This is a genomic window from Kordiimonas sp. SCSIO 12610 (assembly GCF_024398015.1).
Classification (GTDB): domain Bacteria; phylum Pseudomonadota; class Alphaproteobacteria; order Sphingomonadales; family Kordiimonadaceae; genus CANLMI01.
The window spans coordinates 1,025,211-1,050,727 of sequence record NZ_CP073747.1; the positions used below are offsets into that span (position 1 = coordinate 1,025,211).

A 25,517-nucleotide genomic window follows, 5' to 3' on the forward strand; every position below is an offset into this window, starting at 1 on the left:
ACATTCAGGGTTGGTGAAACGGTTGCTGCGTAACCATAGGCCGAAATCAGAAACGGATTTGGTGGATACAGGGCAATTGAACACAGTATTAAAATAGTAAAATGGAATTTCAGGCATGTCATTTTTAAATTTAAACTCTATCACTGGCTCAGGCGGCGCTGATCAGCTTGCGGGTAGTGGCAACGCGGTTGTGTTTGGGCGCGGCGGTAATGATACAATTACCAGCAATGGTGCGGGCATACGGGTTCTTGCCGGCGGCTCCGGCAATGATACGTACCTCATTACAGGTGGTATCAATATTGTTATCGAAACGGGCGGCGCGGCTGATCGTTTGGAAGCAACAGGAATTGATATCAATGACCCTTCTACCTCAATAACGGTTATTGATCGTACCCATTTGTTTATCAATGATGGAAACACGCAAATCATCCTCTATAACTGGCTGACAACGGGGGGTCAGATTGAAACCTTTGAGTTTGCAGGCGGCAGCTTATCAGTAACAGATTTAATCGATGATTTTGCAAGCCTACCTGGCTTTGATGGTGACCTGACTTGGGATGAGGTGGCGACAAGCCTTGCCATCCCTGCGGAAGCGCTCGCCAGCTTTACTGGGGCAGCCACAGCCACGGGGCAAGGTCTTGAGGATAGCATCGCCTTTATCGAGCAAAATATTGCACGCCTTGAAACAAACACGACCAATGCGTTCACCGGAACATCCGGGAACGATACGTTCATTTCACAGGGTAATTTTGCCGCGGATACCTTAAATGGTAATGACGGCGCGGATAGTCTCGTGGGTGACGACGGTTTTTCGACACTACGCGGCGGTGACGGCGATGATTTCCTCGCGAGCTCGGATGGCAACGATTTTATCTCGGGTGGCCTCGGTGATGATATTGCCTTGGGCGGCGACGGCGCGGATCAAATCTTTGCAGGGCCGGGTGATATTGGCAATGATCGATTTTTTGGTGAGGCTGGAAGCGACGTTATCGGCGGTGGTGCCGGAAACGACTTGCTTGTTGGTGGTACATCAAACCTGATTTCGAGTGCGTTTGCGTCCGCTGACCTTGCGGTTGATGCTTCTGACACACTTTTTGGCGGTGACGGAAATGACACGCTCATTGGCGGTAATGTTAATGATGCGAACGCTAACGGTGCATTTGAAACAGGCGAAGAAATTACAACAGGTCTGAGCGGCAACACGCTTTATGCTGGCACTGGCGATGATCTGGTATTTGGTGCTGCTGGAAATGACGAAATCGGCGGCGGCGTTGGTGATGATACGCTTGTTGGCGGCGCAGGTAACGACGTGTTCTTCGGCGGCGCTGGTGACGGCGCTGATACGGGTACAAACGATTTGATCAACGGCGGTGACGGCAATGATACTGTTTTCTCGTCTGGCGGCAATGACAGCGTTGATGGCGGCGACGGTGATGACGAATTATTCTCAGGTGGCGGCGTTGACACAGTTCTTGGCGGTGCTGGTGATGACACGATTTTTGGCGGTGGTGGTAACGACCAGTTCACGGGTGGAAGTGGCGCGGATACGTTTGCTTTCTTTGGTGGCAACGGTGATGACACCATCACGGACTTTAGTTTGGCCCAGGATATACTCGACCTGAACGGTACAACAACTGATTTCACCAATCTTTCCAGCGTTCAAGCGGCGGCTTCAAACGCCGTTCAGGGCGGACAGGCTGGACTATTGATTGATACGGGCGGCGGCGACAGTGTTTTCCTTGAAGGACTGACAGTGAATGACCTTCCTGCGCTGAATATCATATTCTAGCTAATGCTATTGGCGTGCTGACACAATTCAGCGCGCCGTTTGGTTATAAATTTGTCTCCAAGATCAGTTAAATATTTTACCAGTGAATTATTTTGTTTCCCCGATTTTCTTTTGGATTATCGTTCAAAAGCTTCGCTGGCCTATCTTTAGCTTCGTTGACCTTTCTGTTTATTTGCCTTTTTCCTGCCGCAATGGTGCGAAAGAGTGGAATAAACGAAAGTATAAAAAAATTTGAATAAAAAATGGACATACATTTTACGTTCATGTGGGGTGGGTATATTAGTTATGTGATGGGGCGGACTTATCAGGCGGATAAAGAGTAATGATTACGTGGGAAGTCAGTTTAAACAGCACAGCGGCAGAAAATAACGTTCCTCAAAGCACCATTGATGCAATTGAGAATTTAATTATTCAGGCAGGTAATTTCTGGTCACAGTATTTTGACCCACCAGGTGACGTAACTATCACAATTGAACTAAGCTTCTTCTCTGAAGATTCAAATACACTCGCAACAGGTGGCGGCAGTTTCGTACGCGTTGGTAATGCGTCATCAGGGAATCCGCTTTTTCAGGCTGCAGCCGCAAATGAGATAGCGACCGGATTTGATCGCACGTCAGGCGAAGACGGTCGCATTGGTATCAATGTTGATAATCTGAGCAGTCTGTTTTTAGACCCAAACCCTACCGTTGATGGCCGCGTTCCTTTCAATCAAATTGACGCCTTTACCGTTATTGTGCACGAGCTTGGTCACGTTCTCGGTTTTCTTGGGTTTGTGGAAGAAGCGCAAGATGCCAATAATGTTTTCCAGACTTTCTCTACCTTTGATGAATTCGTAACGTTTGACGGCGATATTCCGTTCTTTAATGGCCCGAACGCAGTCGCAAATTTTGGCGGACCAGTTCCTTTAACGGAAGGTAACAACAGTCACCTCGGTAATCCAAATGGTCCAGGGGATGAACTTACGGGCCGTGACGGTGATGTGCTTGCCGCCAGTATTTCCCGCGGCAATCGTCTGTCGATCAGTTCCTTGAATATCGCAATATTACAAGACGTTGGTATCCCTATTCGAACGGCATCCTCTTCCGCTGACGAGCTTTTTGGTTTTGACCGTGAAAATGATGAACTCGAAGGATTGAACGGCGATGATAGCCTTTCGGGCCTCGGTGGTAGTGATACGCTCATCGGCGGCGGCGGTGATGATACGCTCTCTGGTGGAACAGGCGCTGATATTTTCGTCCTTGATGGCAATGACGGCAATGACGTGATCACGGATTATGATGCCGCGGACGTTATTGATTTGCGCGGCACGAATGCAGGGTTGCAGGATCTGAATAGCGTACTTGCCGCGGCCCAAAGCACAGTCGTAGACGGCGCTTCTGGCGTCTTGATCAACACAGGCGCTGGCTCCAGCGTGTTTATTGTTGGGGCTGTGCTTAGTCAGCTTAACGCCTCTGATTTCATCTTTGCGTCCGCGAGTGCATCTGGCGGAACCCCAGAAGAAGCGGGGGATATTGCAGGCACAGCCGGGTCTGAAACCCTGCGCGGTGGTACGGGTAATGATCTGATCAATGCCCTCGGTGGTAATGATTTTGTCACTGGTGGTGACGGTAATGATACAGTCCTCGCCGGATTTGGAGCGGATCAGGTGTTTGCGGGCGCAGGTGACGGCGGTGATGATATTTTCATTGGCGGTGCTGGAAATGATACAATCGGTGGCGGTGCGGGTAATGACCTTATCGTCGGTGGTGGCTTTAGCGATGGCAATTCCCAACAAATCGCCCCAGCGGTCGTAGGAAATTCGCTTTCTGATGATGGTCAGGATACGCTTTTCGGCGGTGCTGGTAATGACACGCTTATTGGTGGTGCCTTCAATGACCTGATTGATAACGGCGTTTTTGATACGGGCGAAGCAGTGGTGAATAGCCTGGAGGCCAATACGATTTACGCAGGCACCGGTAATGATCTGATTTTTGGTGCAGCAGGCGGTGATGAACTCGGCGGCGGGGCCGGTGATGATACCATTAACGCGGGTGCAGGCGATGATGTGTTGTTTGGTGGTCGCGGTGATGTGGATGATACAGGCCTTAATGATGTTATTGACGCCGGTAGTGGAAATGATCAGGTCTTTGCATCGGGTGGTAACGACAGCGTAATCGGCGGTAGCGGGAACGACTCCCTCTTTTCCGGAAGCGGCTCGGATACGGTCGACGGCGGGATTGGTAACGATTCAATCTTTGGTGGTGCTGGTGATGATTTCTTCACTGGCGGTTCGGGTAATGATCTGTTTGCCTTCTTCGCAGGGAACGAAAACGATACCATTACTGATTTTAACCTTGCGCAGGATACGCTTGATTTGAATGGTACGATAACCGATTTCACTGACCTCGCGAGCGTACAAGCAGCGGCCAGCAATGCGACGCAGGGCGGCGTTGCGGGGCTGTTGATTGATACTGGCGGTACAGACAGCGTATTCTTACAGGGGCTAACGACTGCTGATCTTCCAAGCATAGATATCGTCTTTTAAATAATCCGGTTTTAAGTAATCTGATTATTGAGGGACTTGCCATACCCTTGTCATATACCATACTGTAAAGTCAGCACAGAGCGTGCTGGCTTTCCGAGTGTAGGGGGAAAATATGATTACGTGGCAGGTTATAAGAAACTCAACCGTTGCAACAAGTGGTGTTTCCACCGAGTTGCTCAATCTTATCGAAAGCCTGATCATTCAGGCTGGGGAATTTTGGGCACGCTATCTCGACCCTGTAACGGATGTCACGTTGACGATAGATTTCGGATTTATCGATGAAGAAGGTGGCACGCTCGCGGAAGCAGGGAGTTCCTTTGGCCGTATTGGCACCACAGACGACGGTGAACCCCTGTTTCAGATTGCCACAATCACCGAACTTGCGACCGGGGTGGACCCATTTTCAACGGCTGATATTACGCTTAGTTTTAACCTCGCCAATCTGGATGATATTTATTTTGACCCGGACATTACAACGGTTGATGATCTCCCTTCCAATTTAAACGATGGATTTTCAATCCTACTGCATGAAATTGGCCATGGTCTGGGGTTCCTGGGTTTCATCGATACGCCTGCCGATCTTGATGATCCGGATAATGTGATTTCGGTTTATGACCAACTGGTCCGGTTTGATGGCAACATACCGTTTTTTACTGGCGCGAATGCGCGTGCGTCTTTTGGCGGTGATGTGCCTTTAACGCCTGATGATCCAAGCCATTTGGGAAACCCAAATGACCCGAATGATCCGCTGACAGGACCGGGCGGTGATATCCTTCAGCCCTTTGCTGTTCGCGGGGTTCGTGAAAGCATTAGTTCACTTAATATCGCTGTTTTGCAGGATGTTGGTATTCCCGTCAGAACGGCCTCTTCAAGCGCAAATGAACTTTTTGGTTTTGAATTGGAAAACGATACAATTGATGGCCTTGAAGGTAATGACACCCTCGACGGATTAGGCGGTAACGATACCCTTAGGGGCGGTGAAGGCGATGATCAGATACTCGGCAATGGCGGTAATGACTTTATTTCAAGCGGCCTTGGCGACGATCTGGCAACAGGCGGTGATGGCGATGATCAGATCTTTGCGGGTGTCGGTGATGTTGGCGCGGATACGGTAATCGGCGGTGCCGGGAACGATACGCTTGGCGGCGGCGGCGGCAACGACCTTGTGATCGGCGGCGGTAGTAACGTTATTGACGGTATCGATGCTGGCGCGATTACGCTTGCTGGTGCCAATACGCTCTTTGGTGGTTCAGGTGATGATACACTTTTGGGTGGTGGCTTTGATGATGCGAACGGCAATGGCCAATATGACGTTGGCGAAGAGGTAATTTCGGTCGCGGGGGTAAATACTATTTTTGCTGGCACTGGTAATGACCGGATAGCGGGCGCTGCTGGTAATGATATCCTAGGGGGTGGCACAGGTGATGATACGCTTCGGGGCGGCGACGGTAATGATACCTTCTTCGGCGGGCAGGGCGATGCGTCTGACACGGGCCGCAACGATGTGATCTCGGCTGGTAACGGTAATGATACCGTTTTCTCTGGCGCAGGGAACGATGATATCGATGGCGGTTTCGGCGATGATGAGCTCTTTAACGGCGCTGGCAACGATACGGTTCGGGGGAATTTGGGTGACGATACGATATTTGGCGGCGCCGATGATGACCGACTAAGCGGTAACGGCGGCGCTGACACCTTCGCCTTCTTTGACGGGAACGGCAATGACACCATCATTGATTTCAGCGTGGCAGAGGATACGCTTGACCTGAATGGTACGGAAATCGATTTCACCGACCTCGCGAGCGTGGAGGCGGCGGCATCCAACACCACACAGGGTGGTGTTGCTGGGTTACTCATAGACACAGGCACAGGCGACAGTATCTTCCTCGAGGGCCTAACGACCGCGGACCTCGCCAGCATCAATATCATTTTCTAAGTCTGATCACGGTTTCTTAACGATTGCGCTTTAGAACTGAATGCACGTTTATAGTGTAGTTGTGGCTTATGCCATGGCGAGAGCATCCAGGATTGGGGAAATCATGGCGACAATCGTAAGTACATCATCGGACGAAACATTAACCGGAACAGCAGCCAGCGATACATTCATTTTCGCGGATGATCATGGATTTGATATAATTAACGAATTTGATCCGTCGAGTGATGTGATTGACCTTTCTGCTCTGACAACAGGGTTCAACAGCTTTGCCGATATTCTTGAGGCAGCGTCTGATATTTCGCCTATTGGTGTTATCATTGATACAGGTGTGAATAGTAATATCACGATAGGAGGTGTTTCCATTGCTGACCTGTCTGCCTCTAACTTTATATTCTCGACGATTACGGGCCGTGTGATTGATGGCACGGATGGTAATGATACGCTGGAAGGTGACCTCGGTGACGACACGATTAGTGGTGGTGCGGGGAACGATACGCTGTTTGGTAACGGCGGCGATGATGTTTTTATAGGCGGTGCCGGTAATGATGTTTTTGTTGACCTTGGTCCTGTGACAGGTGGTACTGACGGTGACAATAGGTATGTTTTCGCGGATGATCATGGATTTGATATAATTAACGAATTTGATCCGTCGAGTGATGTGATTGACCTATCGGCTTTGACGACAGGGTTCAACAGCTTTGCCGATGTTCGGGAACTGGCTTTTCAGAATGGTAATGACGTCGAGATTTTTACAGGTGCTTCGGGTTCGTCAATTTTCTTAACTAATGTGAACCTCTCTGACCTTTCAGCATCTAACTTTATATTCTCAACGATTACAGGCCGCGTGATTGATGGCACGAGCGGTAATGATACGCTAGAAGGTGACCTCGGCGATGATACGATCAGTGGTGGTGCAGGGAACGATTCGATTGATGGCGTAGGCGGCGTGGATGTTATTAATGGCGGTGCTGGCGATGACACCATCAGCGGTTTTGGTAGTGGTTCACGGTTGGTGTTTGAGGACGGCCATGGACTTGATGTCGTTCAGAACTTTAACCCGTCTGAGGATATTATTGACCTTTCGGCCTTAACCACAGGCTTCAACAGTTTTGATGATGTTCTCGCTCTTTCTTCTGGGTTCGGTGGTGATGTTCGTATTACCACAAGTGCAGCCGGTAGTGAGATTTTCCTACAGAATGTGAACCTCGCCGACCTATCGGCCTCTAACTTTATATTCTCGGCGAATACAGGCCAAGTGATTGATGGCACGAGTGGTAATGATACGCTGGAAGGTGACCTCGGTGATGATACGATCAGCGGTGGTGCAGGGAACGATTCGATTGATGGCTTAGGCGGCGCCGATGTTATTAATGGCGGTGCTGGCGATGACACGATCTATGCGCTTGATGGTACGCGGGTGGTGTTTGAGGATGGTCATGGCATTGATGAGATTAGGAACTTTAATCGATTTGAGGATATCATTGACCTTTCGGCCTTAACGACTGGTTTTAACAGTTTTGATGATGTTCTGGAGTTGACTTCTCAGTTCGGTGCTAATGTCCATATTACTACAAGTGCTGCAGGTAGTGAGATTATCCTGCGGAATGTGAGAGTCTCTGAACTTTCTGCGTCCAATTTTATTTTCGCAAGCAGTAGTGGTCGTGTGATCGATGGCACGGACGGTAATGATACGCTAGAAGGTGACTTCGGTGATGATACGATCACGGGTGGGGCCGGTAATGATACGCTTATTGGCGGTGGTGGTGACGGCGTTGATGTGTTTGTCATCACACCCGGTAATGGTTTTGATGTCATTCAGGATTTTGACTCAAATGACATCATTGACCTATCGCAAACAACAACTGGCTTGATTGATTTTGATGCAGTTCTGGCCCGCGCTGCAGGTTCTATATTGGATACGGATGCCCTTAGCCATATTGACCTAAATGGATTTGACATTAGTCTTCTAACACCCGCTAATTTTATATTTGCAACAACGGATGAATTAATCTTCCGCGGCTCTGACGGCGATGATGATTTTATTGGCGAAAGTGACCTGCCAGAGGTGCTTTTGGGATTGGGCGGTAACGATACCATTAGCGAATTTAGCACAGGCGATACTGTGCGCGGCGGCGCTGGTGATGATCTAATTTCTAACGGTATATTGGGTAATAGCCTGATAGACGGTGGTTCAGGTAATGATACGCTTCAGGGTGTTGGTAACGATACTATCATCGGTGGTGCCGGTGACGACGATTTAAGCACTCTTGGCGCTGACAATGTTTTTGTATTTGCAGGCAATCACGGCAATGACACAATCACTATAACGATCGAAGAAGCCATCATTGATTTATCGGCAACAACTAACAATCTGATCGGGCTGGATGCAGTCATTGATGCCATTGAAAATCGCCCTGTGGATGATGCCACCCAAGCTGATCTGATTTTACGAACAAGCCCAAGTAGCACAATTACATTCTCGCAGTTTTCAATCGATGAGCTCAGGCAAATTCGTTTCATTTTTGAGGGGCAAAGCGAAGTTGGTGTAGAAAGTAACCCTGGCGCTACCAACACGCCTTCACCCATGAGCGAACCTGTTGCGGGAACGGATGCTGACGACACGCTTGATGGTGGCGGCGGGAACGATACTGTTGACGGCGGTGATGGTAACGATAGTCTATCGGGCGGTGACGGTGTCGATACGGTGCGCGGCGGTGCCGGCAACGACCGGATTGACGCGGGCACAGGCGATGATTTCGTCTCTGGCGGTACGGGCGATGATACGGTCGCGGCGGGTACCGGGAATGACGCTGTGTTCGCAGGCGCGGGCGATATGGGTGATGACGTATTTGTGGGCGGCGAGGGCCGTGATACGCTTGGCGGCGGTGCCGGCAATGACCTTCTCGTTGGTGACGGTGCATCCAGCACGAGCCTGAGCGGGCTCGGCGTGGGTGACACTGGCCTTGATGACCGGGATACAATCTTCGGCGGTGACGGCGATGACACGCTCCTTGGTGGTGGCTTTGATGATACTTCAGGTGATGGCACCTATGATGACGGTGAAGCCGTAACCACCGGAACCGAAGCCAATACGCTATACGCTGGCACGGGTGCTGATCTGGTGATCGGGGCGTCTGGCAATGACACCATCGGTGGCGGTTTGGGCGATGATACGCTCAATGGCGGTGACGGTGATGATACCTTCTATGGCGGGCGCGGTGACGGAACAGACACTGGCTTCAATGATGTGATCAATGGCGGCGACGGTAATGATACCATCTTCTCCTCCGGCGGGCGTGACCTTGTGAATGGCGGCGACGGCGATGACGAACTGTTTTCTGGCGGTGCAGTTGATACGGTTGACGGCGGTGCTGGCAATGACACCATCTACGGCGGCGGTGATGATGATCTGTTCACGGGTGGAACTGGCGCAGATACCTTCGCCTTCTTTGACGGCAACGGTAACGATACGATCACAGACTTTAATACCTCAGAGGACACGCTTGACCTGAATGGTACAGAAACCGACTTCACTGACCTCGCGAGCGTGCAGGCGGCGGCATCCAACGCCACACAGGGCGGCGTTGCTGGGTTGCTCATAGATACAGGCACAGGCGACAGTATCTTCCTCGAGGGGCTAACAACCGCAGACCTCGCGAGTATTAATATCATTTTCTAAATCTGATCATGGTTTCTTAACGATTGCGCTTTAGAACTGAATGCACGTTTATAGTGTAGTCGTGGCTTATGTCATGGCTAGAGTATCCAGGATTGGGGAAATCATGGCGACAATCGTAAGTACATCATCGGACGAAACATTAACCGGAACAGCAGCCAGCGATACATTCGTTTTTGCTGAAGGTCATGGGAATGATATTATTGAGGATTTTGATCCTGAAGATATTCTGGACTTGTCTGGTCTGACATCCGGTTTTACGGATTTTGATACACTGGAGCGTTTCTCCTTTCAGGATGGCAATGATGTATTACTGATTACAGGTGAATCTGGTGATGATATTGCGAGCAGCATTACCTTTCGAAACCAGACGGTTGATAACTTGCTTTTTTTGTTGCGAGAATTTGACAGTGTAATTTTCTCGACGGTGACGGGGCAGGTTATTACGGGTACAGGCGGTGATGATACTTTAGAGGGCGACCTCGGGGATGACACGATCACCGGCGGTGCTGGTGATGATTTCCTCGCTGACACCAGCGGTATTGATACCTATGTTTTCGCGGATGATCATGGGAATGATATTATTGAGGATTTTGATCCTGAAGATATTCTGGACTTGTCTGGTCTGACATCCGGTTTTACGGATTTTGATACACTGGAGCGTTTCTCCTTTCAGGATGGCAATGATGTATTACTGATTACAGGTGAATCTGGTGATGATATTGCGAGCAGCATTACCTTTCGAAACCAGACGGTTGATAACTTGCTTTTTTTGTTGCGAGAATTTGACAGTGTAATTTTCTCGACGGTGACGGGGCAGGTTATTACGGGTACAGGCGGTGATGATACTTTAGAGGGCGACCTCGGGGATGACACGATCACCGGCGGTGCTGGTGATGATTTCCTCGCTGACACCAGCGGTATTGATACCTATGTTTTCGCGGATGATCATGGGAATGATATTATTGAGGATTTTGATCCTGAAGATATTCTGGACTTGTCTGGTCTGACATCCGGTTTTACGGATTTTGATACACTGGAGCGTTTCTCCTTTCAGGATGGCAATGATGTATTACTGATTACAGGTGAATCTGGTGATGATATTGCGAGCAGCATTACCTTTCGAAACCAGACGGTTGATAACTTGCTTTTTTTGTTGCGAGAATTTGACAGTGTAATTTTCTCGACGGTGACGGGGCAGGTTATTACGGGTACAGGCGGTGATGATACTTTAGAGGGCGACCTCGGGGATGACACGATCACCGGCGGTGCTGGTGATGATTTCCTCGCTGACACCAGCGGTATTGATACCTATGTTTTCGCGGATGATCATGGGAATGATATTATTGAGGATTTTGATCCTGAAGATATTCTGGACTTGTCTGGTCTGACATCCGGTTTTACGGATTTTGATACACTGGAGCGTTTCTCCTTTCAGGATGGCAATGATGTATTACTGATTACAGGTGAATCTGGTGATGATATTGCGAGCAGCATTACCTTTCGAAACCAGACGGTTGATAACTTGCTTTTTTTGTTGCGAGAATTTGACAGTGTAATTTTCTCGACGGTGACGGGGCAGGTTATTACGGGTACAGGCGGTGATGATACTTTAGAGGGCGACCTCGGGGATGACACGATCACCGGCGGTGCTGGTGATGATTTCCTCGCTGACACCAGCGGTATTGATACCTATGTTTTCGCGGATGATCATGGGAATGATATTATTGAGGATTTTGATCCTGAAGATATTCTGGACTTGTCTGGTCTGACATCCGGTTTGTTTACTCTTGCCGATATTTTGGCCGTTTCCCGTGAGGAAAATGGCAATGTTATTATCGAAACCGGACCTGATAGTTCTATAACTCTTCAAACGTTGAGCCTGTCCAGTTTAGAAGTTTCAGATTTCATTTTTGAGGGGCAAAGCGAAGTTGGTGTAGAAAGTAACCCTGGCGCTACCAACACGCCTTCACCCATGAGCGAACCTGTTGCGGGAACGGATGCTGACGACACGCTTGATGGTGGCGGCGGGAACGATACTGTTGACGGCGGTGATGGTAACGATAGTCTATCGGGCGGTGACGGTGTCGATACGGTGCGCGGCGGTGCCGGTAATGACCGGATTGACGCGGGCACAGGCGATGATTTCGTCTCTGGCGGTACGGGCGATGATACGGTCGCGGCAGGTACCGGGAATGACGCTGTGTTCGCGGGCGCGGGCGATATGGGCGACGATGTGTTCGTGGGCGGCGAGGGCCGGGATACGCTCGGCGGCGGTGCGGGTAATGACCTTCTTGTTGGTGACGGCGCATCCAGCACAAGCCTGAGCGGGCTCGGTGTTGGTGACACTGGCCTTGATGACCGGGATACAATCTTCGGCGGTGACGGCGATGATACGCTCCTTGGTGGTGGCTTTAATGATACCTCAGGTGATGGCAGTTATGACGACGGTGAAGCCGTAACCACGGGAACCGAAGCCAATACGCTATACGCTGGTACGGGCGCTGATCTGGTGATCGGGGCGTCTGGTAATGACACCATCGGCGGCGGTTTGGGGGATGACACGCTCAATGGCGGTGACGGTGATGATACCTTCTATGGTGGCCGCGGTGACGGCACGGACACTGGCTTCAATGATGTGATCAATGGCGGCGACGGTAATGATACCATCTTCTCCTCCGGCGGGCGTGACCTTGTGAATGGCGGCGACGGTGATGACGAACTGTTTTCTGGCGGTGCGGTTGACACCGTTGACGGCGGTGCTGGCAATGACACCATTTATGGCGGCGGTGATGATGACCTGTTCACTGGTGGCTCTGGCGCAGATACCTTCGCCTTCTTTGACGGGAACGGCAACGACACGATCACTGATTTTGATACCGCAGAGGATACGATTGACTTGAATGGTACAGAAACGGATTTCACGGACCTCGCGAGCGTCGAAGCGGCGGCATCCAACACGACACAAGGTGGCGTAGCTGGGTTACTAATAGACACAGGTACAGGCGACAGTATTTTCCTCGAGGGCCTAACGACCACAGACCTCGCCAGTATCAATATAGTATTTTAAGAGGCAGGGTAGTAGGCACAAAAGATGCTGAGCAAGATACGCAATGTTGAAGAAGGCGATGATACTTTGACCATATCGCTTTCTTATACTGTGCTCGCAATTCCGATTTTTATTTGTGGGATTTGGTTGCTTGTATGGGGCGGTGCAGAGCTTTTGAACAGGGATGAAGCGTTCGAGATTACGAGATTAGTCAGCGAGGACAAAAACGATCCGGTTTGGGCCCTATTGATGGGGATCGCCTTGGTTATATTTGGCTGGTTTTGCCACTTTCGCAGTATTTTTGTTCTATCCAAAAAAACGGGTTTAATGGAATGGAGCAGAAAACGTATTTTCTGGCACGAGGGCGGCATAGTTCCCCTTAGTCAGATACAAAATGTGGAACTTGAAGAAAGGTATTCAAGGGGGAAAACCATGTATCGAATAACACTTTTCACAACCTATGAAACCTTGCCAATCACCCGCATCCACACCAATCTGTTTTCACGTTGGCAGGAAGAAACTGTAGAGGCAATTCGAAGGTTCCTTGGCTTGTAGCGCGTTGAAACTTCTGAACTAACTTAACTAAGGCATTGCGCGTTCCTGAATTCCCTGCAATGATTTTCCTGTTATATGGATGGGCAAAATATTAGGGGATATATCGTGGTAAAATTTCAATCGTACGCGGTGAAAACTAGCGATCTAAATCAAGCTTCGTGGCAAAGCAGAAAGCGGTTTGGCCGTGTGGGGGTTAGCGCGATTGCGCTCGCGGCATCACTCACTGTGCAGCCATTGACTGCGATAACACCGATTGCCCACGCGGTTGAGGACACACTGCCGTTTGACGGTAAAACGGCAGATAAGCTCGAATTTAGCGTGTCTGAAGGCACGTGGATGTCGCTTGACCTGACGCCCGATGGTAAGACGATTGTTTTCGAGCTTTTGGGAGATCTGTATACCATGCCTGCTGCGGGCGGTAAGGCCACGCGCATACTGGACGGGTTGGGCTATGCGGCGCAGCCCCGCGTGTCGCCGGACGGAAAATGGATTGCCTTTATTTCTGACCGTGATGGATCGAATAATCTCTGGGTTGCGCCCTTTGATGGGGGTACGCTCGGGAAGCCGCGCAAGCTCTCTGATGAAGCCTATACAAAGGTCATATCCCCCACTTGGATGCCGGATAGCCAATATGTGGTGATGAGCAAAATCACCCGCGATCAGGGCCTGACGATGCATCATATCGCCGGCGGTGACGGTCTTTCGCTTGCATTAAACAACGGCGGCGGCGCTGTTGAGGGGATGGGCGCAACCGTTAGCCCCGATGGTCGCTATATCTATTACGCGCGAAATGCCCGTGGCTTTGCGCGTTTCCCGGCGCTTCAGATTTACCGGTTTGACCTTGAAAGCGGCGAAGAAATTCAAATCACCCAGGGGGAAGGCGGCGGCCTTCGCCCGTTACTTTCACCCGATGGAACCCTTCTTGTGTACGCCACACGGCGGGACGGGGAAACCGGTCTACGGCTCAGGAACCTGAAAACGGGCGCGGATACACCGCTAGTTTGGCCTGTGCAGCGCGACAGCCAGGAAAATTTCGGTGCGGACCGTGATGTTTTGCCGGGGTATGCCTTTACGCGTGATGGCAGCGCGCTTTTGTATCACACTGGCGGGAAAATTCAGGAAATTGCCTTGGGTACGGGCGAGCAGCGCGAAATTCCGTTTACCGCTGATGTCTCGCTCGATATCGGGCCAGAACTTTCGTTTTCTTACCGCGTTGACGATAGTGATATGGTCGAGGCGCAGATCATCCATAATCCAACCACATCACCCGATGGGTCAAAGCTCGCGATGTCGGCGCTTACGAAAATCTATGTGATGGATAAAAAGGACGGCACGCCCACGCGCCTGACGAAAGGCGATGCCTGGGAATTTCAGCCCGTCTGGTCACCGGACGGCAAGTGGATTGCCTATGTGACCTGGTCGATGAATGAGGGCGGGCATATCTGGAAAATGCGCGCAAATGGCCGCGGCAAACCGCAGAAGCTAACGGTTGATCCCGCCTTTTATACGGACCTTGCCTTTTCAAAAGACGGTAAGCGGATTGTTGCCATGCGCGGCAACGAATGGCAGCGGCATCAAACCTTTTCGGAATTTGGTGGCCTCGCGACCCGCCTTGATCTTGTTTGGCTGGACGCGAAAGGAAGCGACACAAATGTGATCGTCGCTGCAAACGGCGCCCGCCGCCCACACATGGGGCCAGAGGATGACCGGATTTACCTTTATGATGGTGGGGCGCTGTTCTCGCTTCGTTATGACGGCAGCGACAAGCGCGATCACCTGATCGTTGAGGGACCGCGCGGTAACCGCAATTCCACCGAGGCACCAACGGCGGAGGATGTGCGCATGTCGCCAGACGGCAAGCATGCACTCGCCTTCATCAATAAACAGATTTATGTGATGCCGCTCACGAAAATTGGCGGCGATGTGCCGGTGATGGCGCACTATGGCGGCGGCCTGCCGAACAAGCGCCTGACGGATGTGGGGGCAGATTTCTTCGGCTGGTCAGATGCGGGCAATACAATCTATTGGGCGATTGGGTCCACCTATCTGGAACGGGGGATGGACAGCATCGATTTCGCCCCGGAGGACGGCGCAGAAGATGAAAATAATGCAGACGATAAAAAGGAATCAACTTCGGACTCTAAGGACTCTGATAACGACTCTGAAAATACCAACAATTTAACTAAAATTGTAAATGAAACGGGTCAGGAACAATTCGATTCAGAATCAGATTCGAAGGAGTCTGAAGAGCAATTTTGCTCCATAACCAGAATAGAAGGCGGCACCGTTACTTTAAGTGAAGAGTTTGATTGTGCAGAAAATCCTGAACTGATGGAACTGGCGAAACAGCAAGCAGACATGCTTAAAGCCGCGCAGCCCGAAAACCCCGCGCTTGATGCGGATGAAAGCGTAACCGCAACCAAAATCAGCGTCATGGTACCGCGCTCAAAACCCGTTGGGTCTATCGTGCTCAGGGGGGCGAACGTAATCCCGATGAAGGCGGGCACAACCGCATCGATGGACAGGGTCGTTGAAAATCAGGATATCCTTATCACCGATAACCGCATTGTGGCGGTGGGCGATAATGGCACCCTTGATGTGCCAGCGGGCGCAGAGGTCGTGGACGTATCCGGTAAATATATCATGCCCGGTTTCATCGATACCCACGCGCACTGGGAATTTAGAACACAGGATGTGCTGGAACCACAGAACTGGTCGCTCGCTGCGAACCTCGCTTACGGTGTCACGGCGGGGCTGGACGTACAAACCAGCCATAAGGATTATTTCGCCTACCGCGATATGGTTGACACTGGCCAATCCGTTGGGCAGCGCGCCTTTATGACCGGGCCGGGGATTTTCGGCAATAATGATTTCCAAAGCTATGATGCGGTTTATCATTACCTCAGCCGATATTCGCACCATTATGGCACCTATAATATCAAATCCTATATCGCGGGGAACCGCAAACAGCGCCAGTGGGTGGTGAAGGCCGCAAAGGCACAAAACCTGATGCCAACAACCGAAGGCGCGGGCGATATGAAGCTGGATATCACCCATGCGATCGACGGCATGCACGGCAACGAACATACCCTGACGATTGCGCCCATGTATGATGATGTGCTCACGCTTTATGCCGAAACCAAAACCGCCTATACGCCCACATTGCTGGTACAATATAACGGCATTTCGGCAGAGGAATATTTCTTCGCGAACGAGGATGCGTACGGCGACGAAAAACTACGCCGTTTTTACCCGCGCAACCGCTTGGCTGAGTTAACGCAGCGCCGCGGCATCTGGGCGCGGGATGAGGAATATAGCTTTGACCATATCGCGTCCGCCGCCGCCGATTTGCAGCGCAAGGGCGGCCTTGTGGGTGTGGGTGGCCACGGTGAATTGCAGGGCCTTGGCTATCACTGGGAAATGTGGGCCATGGGCCTTGGCGGCATGACGAACGTGGAGGTCCTGCGCGCCGCCACCATCGACGGTGCTAAAATCATCGGGATTGACCTTGATCTGGGGTCCATAGAGGCTGGGAAGCTCGCGGATTTGGTGGTCTTGGATAAAAACCCGCTGGAGAATATCAGGCACACCAACACCATCAAATATGTGATGAAAAACGGCGAGTTTTATGAGGGTGATACGCTCAATCAGATTTGGCCCACCAAACGCGACCTAAAGCCCTTCTGGTGGTGGGACGGCGACCTCCGCGCCAAGAATAGTTTGAAGGAGTAGGGGAGAGCGATAATGAAACATGGTCATTCCCGCGCAAGCGGGAGGCCATAACGTTATTTGCTTTAGAATGATTTGCCAATTAAGCCCGGAATGACTTAGACTGATTTGGATGGGGGTAAGATGACAGTGTCGTTTCGCAGTGTTACGAAATTAATAGCGCGAACCAGCTTTGTTTTGATCGCTGGTTTGTTCGCAGTTCTGTTTTTTTATGCCCTGATTAACCCGTTGGGTTACTTGAATACTGTGGCAGGTAAGGTTCCCTTTTACTCATCGCATAAGCATGTCATTCGATTGGTGGACTATTATTTTGAAAAAGGGATTTTCTATAACTGTCATACTATAAAATACATTGGGTATAAGGCATGGGGGCCGATGATCCCGCTACGCGATGATACAGGCCAGAGCCGATTAACAGGCAATATTGATAATAACAAAGTCATCTATTTATGGGGTACAGACTTTGTTACCGAGAATGTCAAAGAATATTATTTAGCAATGGCTGACCATAACAATTTAGTGCGAAGTAGGTGTGGCCATATCGGAAAGCGATAGGCCTTTGAATAGATTTAATCTCTTTCTATATACCAATCATCAGCAAAGCATTCAAAACAGGTATCACGGAAGTAAAAGAGATAGTGATGACTTCCTCCCTGAAAACCTGTATCTATCCATTCCACTTCGCTTGTTTCCAGTAAAGGGTCACCTGTATTCTGGTAAAACTCACCCCATTTGGGGGCAATTTTGCTGAAACGGCATTGCCCCAAATACCAGCCTTCATCATTAATATGACTAAACCCATACCGAGCACAATTGATGAAACGGAGTTTTGCAGTGTTACCAAGAACGGTGTTTTTGGAAATGTATGGGTTTAAAATAAAGCTTAGTTGAACACTTTTATCGACTATGGAAGTGTTAGGCTCTGGTGAATTGGGATCAGCATTCCAGCCATCATTAAGTTGTATAAATGTAGCGCTCATATGATCTTGCCATCCTATATGCCGAGATTGTATTAATAATTAAATAGTATGCAATCATATTAGTGACTTGGGGGTGCTGTGTATTTATCTTTCATCATAGGGCAGATTATTTATTACACACGTGTGTTTGAAGAAAAACAGGCGCGGGTTATCTTGGGCCGGGATTATGAACAGAAAAGCCCTTGGCTCAGCGCGCTGAAAGCTGTTTTGTATTTTTTGAGCCTATTCGCTTTTTTGATTTATATGCTGTCGGTGATTAATTTGGGCTGGTTTTCCCTTGTATTGCTACTTATTGCAATGGAATGTTCGGGCCTTATTTTTAAAAGTGTAAATAAACATTTTCGGAACTGGTACGAATGACCTTATCCACACCAATCACCAACACCTATCAGCGCCTTGCCGTATCGCCCATCATCATTATGAGCGCACTCACATTCACAGCCGCGCAGGCACCATTACACGCATCGGCACAGGCATCCATAGAGGCATCAGCACAGGCAGAAGAACAGCCGGAGTTTTGCGGGCAAATTCCGCGGGTGGGGTGGGCGAACTATGAAAAGCTCGATGTCAGCGATGATTGGTTTCAGGTTTACCAGCTTCATGATGATCTTTATGCCATTTCAGAACCCTATCAGTGGCAGGAAGTGATCAGCTATCTGATCATTGGGGAAAGTCGCGCGCTGTTGTTCGATAGCGGGAACGGCATGGGTGATATCAAACGCGTTGTGGATGCGCTGACGCCGCTTTCGGTCACTGTGCTCGCAAGCCATAGTCATATCGATCATGTGGGCGGGCATTATCAGTTTGAAACGGTGCTCGCGCCCGAAACCGCCTTCACCAATGACCGGGCGAAGGGGCGGGGGAATGCCTTTGTGGCTGAGGAAGCAAGCACGGCGGCGCTGTGCCGACCATTACCGAACGGTGTAACGGAGGATAATCACCGTACCCGCGCCTTCACGCCAACCGCGCGCGTAGAGGAAGGAAGCAAAATTGACCTCGGCGGTACGGTGCTGACGGTGATGATGATCCCGGGGCATACGCCCGATAGCCTGATGCTGTTGGACACGGCGAAGGGCCGCCTGTTTACGGGTGATAGCTATTATAAAGGGCCGATCTGGCTTTATGCGAGCGAGACCGATTTGCCTGCCTATGCGCGCTCCATTGGCCGCATGGCGGACCTTGCGCCGACGCTCACCAGCATTCACGGCGCGCACAATGAACCCTACAGCGACCCCGCAGAGCTTTTGAAGGTGCGGAATGCCTTCACCGCGATTATGGCGGGTACACGCAAACCCGATGAGGTTTTGGGCACGCAGGCGATTTATCAGTTTGGAACCTTCGACCTCTTGATGCAAAAGGACCATGATCACAAGTAAGATAGGGACCGGACTTCATTGTAAATTATGGAATGTTTGTTCCCGCTGAAGCTTGTGCGGGCATGGACATCTATTGCCTGTTTGCTGCGATCTGGAGCTTAAAACGGTTGGTGATCTTGCCGGGGCTGATCAGTCTGAAACCTGAAAATACACTCACAATATATCAATAGATATAAACGAAAGATTATTTCAAATAGATTAAAATACGACTTTCAAGTTGATTATTGCCTTAAATACTCCCTATGTTTGTTTTTGTGTCACAAAAGTTAAACAAAATACAAAAAACTAAACTTTGGTTGTGTGGCGCGCGCTGGTTGTCATTCACATGATGGTCGGTTGTTTAAAGTCAAATATTTTAGGGTAGGAACATGAACATGACAAAATCAGGTATAAGAAATTTCCTGGCATGTGCGGGCATATCGTCGTTGGCGTTGGTCGCAACAGGCGCTGTCGCTCAGGATGAGGGAGCATCCGACGATACACTGTCGCAACTACGGGCGAATGTAATCAGCAATGCTGGCGAACTGGCCTCGCTTGATAGGGGAAACTCTTCACAAGCCATAAGGTCTTTTCTAAGAAGCCGCGGCTTTGGTGTGACAACCGCTGGCTCTGCCACCTTGGTGAAAGAACATTTTGATAAGCAAGGCCGTCGTTTTGCTGCCTATGAGCAGCGGATCAATGGATTGCGGGTTCATGGTGCCTATGCCCGATTGGCGTTTGATCGGAATAATGCCCCCATTCATGCGATGGAACGTTTCGCAACGATTTCAGCAAATGTGAGCGCTGCGGGCATCAGTGAAGAAACCGCTTTGAACGCTGCAATCACAGAGCATTTTAACGGGCAGGTTAATAGCCCAGGCCGTTCCGGTAGCAGCGCTGGTAATTCAAATGCAAAAGTATTTTTCGAGAAAGGCACGTTCTTTTATACGGAACCATCTGTTGAGCGGGTGATCATCGCGCGCGGTGCTAAAGGCCAGGGCGGCCTCGCGGAAGGTTTCCTTGTGGAGACCTGGAGCCAAAGCGACAATATGCTTTATGAAACCGTGGTTGATGGACGAGGCCGGGTGATTTCGTCGGAACTAAGAACCGCAACGCAGGATACCTATAGTATTTTCCCTGATCATCCCGGCAATAGTTCCCAAACTGTAGTAAGCGGCCCCGGTGCAGGTAACGCCCAATCACCGTCCGGTTGGCTGGCCGGCAATCAAAGCACCCAGCTTATTCAGGGTAATAACGTGCGGGCGTATCTGGATGTTGATGCCAATAATGCACCTGATGGTGGGGGTGTACCCGTTGGGAATAGCTCCTTTACAACGTCCGCTAACCTTGCGCAGGACCCAACAACGACCGATAATCGCAATGTCGCGGTTCAGAACCTGTTCTACTATAATAATGTCATTCATGACCGTCTTTATATCCATGGCTTTACCGAAGCAGCGGGTAACTTTCAGGAGAATAACTTCGGAAATGGCGGTGCAGGCTCCGACAGCGTCAATGCCGAAGCACAAGACGGTGGTGGCTTCAATAATGCCAATTTTGCAACGCCGTCCGATGGCTCTAATCCGAGAATGCAAATGTTTTTGTGGGATTTGACATCGCCGTTCCGTGATGGTGATCTGGACTCCGATATCATCTGGCATGAATACGGGCATGGCCTGACCTGGCGGATGATTGGTTCCATGTCGGGTGATATTTCCGGCGCAATCGGCGAGGGTATGGCCGATACGCTTGCGATTATCATCAATAACGATGATGCGGTCGGTGAATATTCTGCGAACCGTTCTGCGGGAATTCGGTCCTCCCGTTATGGAAGCCATCAGGATACTATTGGTGACTTTGACAGTAATCGCGGCGTCCACCGAAATGGTGAAATTTACGGCGCTACCATGTGGGATTTACGGACACTTTATCTCTCTAACGGCTTTACGGATAATGATCTGCTGGATGATCTGGTTGGTGGGATGAATTTTACTCCGTCAGGTCCGGATTATTTTGATATGCGAAATGGTATTCTTGCGCAGGCACCAGCCGATCGTACATGCCTGGTCTGGGAGGCTTTCGCGGGGCGCGGAATGGGTGATGGTGGCTCTATGGGAGGGCGTAGACGCATTTCCGTGACACAGTCTTTCAGCCTTCCTGCAGAGTGTGATGATACGCCGCCTCCGCCGCCACCTGTCGAAGTTGATGCGGCGCTGGCCAATCTTTCAGGTTCGGCTAGTTCTCAAGGTCGCAATCGTTGGAGTGCTAGTGTAACGGCATCGGTTATCGATAACGCAACAGGCAGCGCAGCATCCAATGTGACCGTTTCCGGTACATGGAGCACTGGTGACAGCGGTTCTTGCACAACAGATACGTCAGGTAGCTGTTCAGCAACATTATCAGGGCTGCGAACCAATCGGGTTTCCAGTGTTACCTTTACGGTGAATTCGATTGCAGGTGATGCAAATGCAAATGGTGTCGGAACTTCGGTAACCATTAATCGGCCTTAGACCTTTATCTCAGGCAAAATGATAAACAGGGCGCAAATTGCGCTCTGTTTTTTCTCTAGCGTTTAGTGCACTCATTTGAGCTACAGCGTCAAATATCCATAGGCGAAATCGGCGATTTGGTCGCAAAATTCCTCGTCGGATAAGTCGAGTTCCCAATCGGGGCTATCGTCCCTAAAAAGGCCGCGCTCGATATAGATATTGTTTAGGTAATAGGCCAGCATGCCAGCGGCTTTGCCGTGATCTTGTTGCGTTACCTCGTGCGCATAGAGCGTGATAATCGCCTTCATGCTTGCGAGCATCGCATCTTCCATGCCCTTGAACTCATGTTCCACCCGTTGTGCGTGCTTGCGCCCATAAATATGGATGGCGCGCATGATATGGGCCTGGCTGGTTAATTGCCACCAGTTTGAGCGTGCGATCATTTTTAACGCTTCGCGGAGCGGTACACCCTCAAGGTCAAGGCTTGCCTCGGGCGACGCGGCCCATTCATTCAGGCGCTTTAGGTAAAGTTCCAGAAGAACCGGGATGAACCCTTCCTTTTTATCGAACCGACGATAAATTGATGCGGGCGAAACACCGGCACGGGCCGCGATTTCATTCACCGAGATATCATCAAAATCCTTCTCATGCAAAAGCGCCTCTAACGCCGTTAAAAGCGCATCACGGGTTTGCTCTGATCGTCGCTGATGGGTTTTCCTTGCCCCTTGACTCTTCACCTTATAATCCTATATGTAAAAGTAAATTACATTTACATTTTATAATAAAATTCAATAAAGTCAATGAATTAATATGACTTTATATGCGTGATTTTGAAAGAAAACAGGAAGGACGGGACGATGATAATAGGGTTGATAACATTAGGGTTTCTTACGGTGGCAGCATCGTTGTTGGAGGGTGAAACTGCAAATGGAACTGTGCAGCCAAATATGGATATGACCAGTGGGGTTATCAGTGAAGTTACCAGTGACGTTAGCAGTAAAATGGAAATTGTCGGTGCGCCCCCTCTTGGTAGTAGCCCGACATCGATTGATCTTACGCTCATGCTGATTATTGGGGTTGGGTTACCTTTTGTCGGATGGGTTCTGCATAAAAGGGAAATGGCTCGGAAGGAAAAAGGCGTTAAAACCCCTTTGCTTGCCAGTTATCAGCATTCCCTTTTGTTTTTGTGGGTACCCACAATTCTGCTGATCGCTGCGTGGATATATCAGGGGCGCACGTTTGATCAGCTTGGTTTGGGGTTCGCTGGCACTTGGCAGAACTGGTTGGGGTTGGGCATCGTTGTTATTCTTTCTGCCTTTTACATGGGGCAAGCGTTTCGTGTGAAAACGAATGAACGCGCGGCTGAAAGCGTGCGAAAGGGGTTGGAAGGTGAAGCTGGCATTCAGGATATTGCACCGCAATCACACAAAGAATACCGTGTTTTTCAAATACTTTCGCTCAGCGCCGGCTTGACCGAAGAGATTATGTTCAGGGCCTTTCTGGTTTGGGGGCTGTCGCACTATATGCCGGTTATTCTGGCGGCGGCCCTATCGCTCGCTGCTTTCACATTGGCGCACTTATATCAGCAGACATTCAATGCAATCATTCGGGTGCTTTTGATGGGGGGCACCTTGACGCTGGTGTATCTTTTAAGCGGATCACTGTGGCCTGCGATTATCCTGCATGCTGGCGTGGATTTGGGTAGCGGCGCGATACTTTGGTACGCAAGGCAAAATACTGGACCTGATCAATCTGAATAACCTTAGAAACCTGGGCAGAAGTTTCCGGTTGATCGGGTGCGATGCCACCCCTATAAATTGCAGCGTATGCAATTGGGGTGTATGATGAGTGTTGATTTAGTCCGCTATTATCAGTTTTTGCTGATGCATTTTGACCGTTTCAGGCATGAGGGTGTGCAGGGTGATCTGCGAACGCTGATCCCGATCAAGGATATTCGCCGCCGCAAGCGGGTGAAAAGCGTACTTGAAAAAGCTCTTGGTTTCTCAGCAAACAGCGCTGTCCGTAAAGACAGAATGGGCAGTGCAGACAGCACGGCCAGTGAGGGTGGTGCAGAAAATGCAGGCGGCGCCAATAGTGGCCCCATTCTGGAATTTGGCGTGTATAACGGGCGTACCATTCGTTACATGGCGAATATGCTGCCGGACACTAAACTTTATGGCTTTGACAGTTTTGAGGGGTTCCCGGATGATGGCCGCAGCGACTGGCAGGCGGATTTTTCGGTCGAGCGCATGCCCGATGTGCCGGACAATGTTACCCTGATAAAAGGCTATTTTGACGAAAGCCTGCCCAAATTTCTGTATGAAACACCAGCGCTTCCATCGCCGCGCCTGTTGCATATTGATTGCGACCTATATTCGTCGACCAAGGTTGTGTTTGACCATGTGGGGCCTTTGCTGGACGCGGGGAATATCATCGTCTTTGACGAATTGCTGCATTATGGCAGTTTTCACAGTAATGAATTTCTGGCCTTTTTCGAATTTCTGGAGAAGAGGGGGCTGAGCTTTCGATGGCTCGTGAAGGTTGGCAAGCTAATGCCACTTGAAGACCTGCTCAATCAAAAGGCAAATCATATCTTGCCGTCTATGATTGACTTGCGGGTACTTGGCTATCACCAGAATGTTGCAATCGAGCTGACCCAAAGGCCCAAAAGTTATGCGGACGACCTTGCAAAATATCGCTCCAAAGCCGAGGACCTGGCAAAACTATATCCGCTCGAATAGTAGGCGACATAATTGGCTACGCGGTTATGCGGTAAGGGTGTTTACTGGTAGGTATAGAGAAAGCTGATAATGTTATTTACGGCGTCCGTACTGTGGTTTGGATAACGGTTTTTCCCTGAGTTTGTTTACCTCTGCGAGCGTCGTGTATTTGCGTATTTTTTTGCTTGGCCGCGGAGCGTTATAGTCGAGTTGAATTTCGCGTGGTTTGTTGTCATCATTGACGTTGATTGACGTATATTTTTCAAGTTCTACGGAAAGCTTTTCAGTGTCAACTTCCAGATGACTTAGCATAAGCTTATCGAGCTCAATATGCTGATTGCCGATAACTTTAAGATAACGATTTTTGCTAGATGTCAGATACCCTCCATCATCCTGATATGCGAATTCTATCTCTTTAATTTGGCTGGCCCATTGATAGTGAGTGTAACTCCAGGCTCCATTGATGGTTAGGCCGAAAGAAGAAACCTCAAGAGCGTCGGGTGCAAAGAAGAGATGACGAATTTTGCTACCAATATAATACGGAGCTATAATGAGAATGATTGGCGTGAGGACAGTTGCTCGGCCGAGTTCATGATCAGCATTATTGTATACATTATCGTAGATTAGGGTCAGCCAATAAATCGCTGCTACCAAGAGGCATGTGAAAATCACAATAATGAACCATGCCATGCTTTTACTGTAATAAACTTTCACA

The 25,517-nt window shown here is 49.9% G+C and carries 15 protein-coding genes; 12 read left to right on the top strand and 3 right to left on the bottom strand.

Annotation, left to right across the window (positions count from 1 at the left end):
- Positions 1–115 precede the first annotated feature (115 nt).
- The 8 genes from KFF44_RS04770 (at position 116) to KFF44_RS04815 (ending at position 17,813) form a co-directional block, all read left to right on the top strand.
- Positions 116–1,789: a calcium-binding protein gene (locus tag KFF44_RS04770; protein WP_255937756.1), complete on the top strand. Its 1,674-nt coding sequence runs from the start codon at positions 116–118 to the stop codon at positions 1,787–1,789.
- A 322-nt stretch (positions 1,790–2,111) separates the two neighbouring features.
- The gene (locus KFF44_RS04775) at positions 2,112–4,313 is read left to right on the top strand and encodes a hypothetical protein (RefSeq protein ID WP_255937757.1); all 2,202 of its coding nucleotides are present in this window, start codon (positions 2,112–2,114) and stop codon (positions 4,311–4,313) included.
- 112 nt (positions 4,314–4,425) lie between these two features.
- Positions 4,426–6,249 (top strand): calcium-binding protein, encoded by a 1,824-nt coding sequence (locus KFF44_RS04780; RefSeq protein ID WP_255937758.1) that lies wholly within the window; start codon positions 4,426–4,428, stop codon positions 6,247–6,249.
- A gap of 103 nt (positions 6,250–6,352) precedes the next feature.
- A complete protein-coding gene (locus KFF44_RS16205; RefSeq protein ID WP_305118792.1) occupies positions 6,353–9,928 on the top strand; it encodes a calcium-binding protein in 3,576 nt (1,191 codons plus the stop codon).
- 103 nt (positions 9,929–10,031) lie between these two features.
- Positions 10,032–12,995 carry a calcium-binding protein gene (locus KFF44_RS04800; protein ID WP_255937760.1) on the top strand — a complete coding sequence of 988 codons (2,964 nt, stop codon included), beginning with the start codon at positions 10,032–10,034 and terminating at the stop codon, positions 12,993–12,995.
- Positions 12,996–13,019: 24 nt separating this feature from the next.
- Entirely contained in the window at positions 13,020–13,529 is a 510-nt protein-coding gene (locus KFF44_RS04805) for a hypothetical protein (protein WP_255937762.1), read from the top strand.
- A gap of 105 nt (positions 13,530–13,634) precedes the next feature.
- Positions 13,635–17,261, top strand: coding sequence for an amidohydrolase family protein (locus tag KFF44_RS04810; RefSeq protein WP_255937763.1), 3,627 nt, complete (start codon positions 13,635–13,637; stop codon positions 17,259–17,261).
- A 120-nt stretch (positions 17,262–17,381) separates the two neighbouring features.
- Entirely contained in the window at positions 17,382–17,813 is a 432-nt protein-coding gene (locus tag KFF44_RS04815; protein ID WP_255937764.1) for a hypothetical protein, read from the top strand.
- A 14-nt stretch (positions 17,814–17,827) separates the two neighbouring features.
- Here KFF44_RS04815 and KFF44_RS04820 read toward each other — a convergent pair whose 3' ends face one another.
- Positions 17,828–18,238 (bottom strand): hypothetical protein, encoded by a 411-nt coding sequence (locus KFF44_RS04820; RefSeq protein ID WP_255937765.1) that lies wholly within the window; start codon positions 18,236–18,238, stop codon positions 17,828–17,830.
- A 356-nt stretch (positions 18,239–18,594) separates the two neighbouring features.
- On the opposite strand from KFF44_RS04820, the gene KFF44_RS04825 reads away from it, so the two are divergent.
- Both KFF44_RS04825 and KFF44_RS04830 read left to right on the top strand, forming a co-directional pair.
- Complete coding sequence (locus KFF44_RS04825; protein ID WP_255937766.1) at positions 18,595–19,614, top strand: MBL fold metallo-hydrolase; 1,020 nt, start codon at positions 18,595–18,597, stop codon at positions 19,612–19,614.
- Positions 19,615–19,988: 374 nt separating this feature from the next.
- Positions 19,989–22,103: a M36 family metallopeptidase gene (locus tag KFF44_RS04830; protein ID WP_255937767.1), complete on the top strand. Its 2,115-nt coding sequence runs from the start codon at positions 19,989–19,991 to the stop codon at positions 22,101–22,103.
- An 80-nt stretch (positions 22,104–22,183) separates the two neighbouring features.
- On the opposite strand, the gene KFF44_RS04835 is transcribed toward KFF44_RS04830, so the two are convergent.
- Positions 22,184–22,819, bottom strand: coding sequence for a TetR/AcrR family transcriptional regulator (locus KFF44_RS04835; protein ID WP_255937770.1), 636 nt, complete (start codon positions 22,817–22,819; stop codon positions 22,184–22,186).
- 156 nt (positions 22,820–22,975) lie between these two features.
- On the opposite strand from KFF44_RS04835, the gene KFF44_RS04840 reads away from it, so the two are divergent.
- Complete coding sequence (locus KFF44_RS04840; RefSeq protein ID WP_255937772.1) at positions 22,976–23,842, top strand: CPBP family intramembrane glutamic endopeptidase; 867 nt, start codon at positions 22,976–22,978, stop codon at positions 23,840–23,842.
- A gap of 81 nt (positions 23,843–23,923) precedes the next feature.
- Positions 23,924–24,823, top strand: coding sequence for a class I SAM-dependent methyltransferase (locus tag KFF44_RS04845; RefSeq protein WP_255937773.1), 900 nt, complete (start codon positions 23,924–23,926; stop codon positions 24,821–24,823).
- Positions 24,824–24,895: 72 nt separating this feature from the next.
- Here KFF44_RS04845 and KFF44_RS04850 read toward each other — a convergent pair whose 3' ends face one another.
- A complete protein-coding gene (locus KFF44_RS04850) occupies positions 24,896–25,516 on the bottom strand; it encodes a hypothetical protein (RefSeq protein ID WP_255937775.1) in 621 nt (206 codons plus the stop codon).
- Position 25,517 lies beyond the last annotated feature (1 nt).